The 1646-nt window shown below is 72.8% G+C and carries 1 protein-coding gene; it reads left to right on the top strand.

The features are described from left to right. Positions 1–1646: condensation domain-containing protein (locus tag JK359_RS38445; protein WP_236679126.1), on the top strand; the 1646-nt coding region annotated here is incomplete at both ends.

The raw sequence follows: 1646 nt of genomic DNA, 5'->3' as shown, positions 1-1646 counted from the left end.
CGGCCGCCGTCCGGCGCGCCGTCGAGCAGAGCCTCGTGCTGGAGAAGGAACTCCTCGTCGATCCGGAGTACTTCACGGCCCTCGTGCCTCACATGCCCGACCTCGCCGGCACCGACATCCAGCTCAAGCGGGGCACCGCGCAGAACGAGCTGACCCGCTACCGCTACGACGCCGTCCTCTACAAGACCGGTGTCGCCGCGCTCTCGCTGGCCGACGCCACGGTCCGGCCGTGGTCGGAGCATGCGGAACCGGCCGGGCTCGCGGCCCACTTGGGGAGCGAGCGGCCTTCAGCGCTGCGGATCACCGGAGTTCCCAACGCGCGCCTCGCCCACGAGTCCGCCGTCCGGCGGGCCCTGGACGAGGGGACACCGCCGCCCGTCGCCACGGCATCCTCCCTGGCCGGTCCGGAGGTCTTCCACGAACTGGGCACGGCGCACGGCTACTGGACCGGCATCACCTGGAACACCCACGACCCCGACACCGTGGACGTCGTCTTCGTCGACCGGAACCGGCTGGCCGACGGCGTGCCCGTCGATACCTACGCCTCCCTCGGCACGAGCACTGCCACCACGCCCCTGTCCGCCTGGACGACCAACCCCGCCGCCCGCCGCGGTACCGGCGCGCTCGTCGCCGAGCTGCGCGAACACGCTCGTCAGCAGCTGCCCGACTACATGGTGCCGACGGCCGTCGTCCCGCTGGACCGGCTTCCCCTGACGGCCAACGGGAAGCTGGACCGGGCCGCGCTGCCGGCGCCCGAGTTCTTGTCGGCCGGGGCCGGGCGGGAGGCCCGCACGCCGCAGGAGCAGATGGTGTGCGACCTGTTCGCCCAGGTCCTCGGGCTGCCCCGGGTCGGTGTGGACGACGGCTTCTTCGACCTGGGCGGCCACTCCCTGCTGGCCACCCGGCTGATCGCCCAGATACGGGCCGCGTTCGGGGTCGAGCTGGAGCTGCGCGCGCTGTTCGAGGGGCCGACCCCGGCCGCGGTGGCGGCTCTGCTGGACACCGCGGGGCCGGGCCGGCTGGCGCTCACGGTGCGGGAGCGGCCCGGCGTCATGCCGTTGTCCTTCGCCCAGCGCCGGCTGTGGTTCATCCACAAGATGGAGGGCCCGAGCCCCACGTACAACATCCCGCTGGCTCTGCGGCTGACGGGCGACCTGGACCGCGATGCGCTGCGCGCGGCGCTCGGCGACGTGGTGGCCCGGCACGAGAGCCTGCGGACGGTCTTCCCGGAGGCCGAGGGCGTGCCGTGCCAGCAGGTACTCGCCCCGGAGGCCGCCGTACCGCTCCTGACCGTCACCCCGACGACCGAGTCGGGTCTGCCGGACGCCCTGACCTCGGCGGCCCGGTATCCCTTCGACCTGGCGACCGAACCTCCGCTGCGGGCCGACCTGTTCGAGCTGTCGGCGCAGGAGTGCGTGCTGCTGCTGGTGGTGCATCACATCGCGGGTGACGGCTGGTCACTGGGCCCGCTGGCCAGCGACCTCACCCACGCCTACACCGCCCGCACCCAGGGCCACGCCCCCGACCGGCCGCCCCTGCCGGTCCAGTACACCGACTACACCCTCTGGCAGAACGAACTCCTCGGCGACCAGAACGACCCCGACAGCCTCTTCACCACCCAGATCACCTACTGGACCCAGCAACTC

Source organism: Streptomyces actinomycinicus, from assembly GCF_016741775.1.
Lineage (GTDB): Bacteria > Actinomycetota > Actinomycetes > Streptomycetales > Streptomycetaceae > Streptomyces > Streptomyces actinomycinicus.
This window is presented reverse-complemented; position numbering and strand designations above follow the sequence as displayed.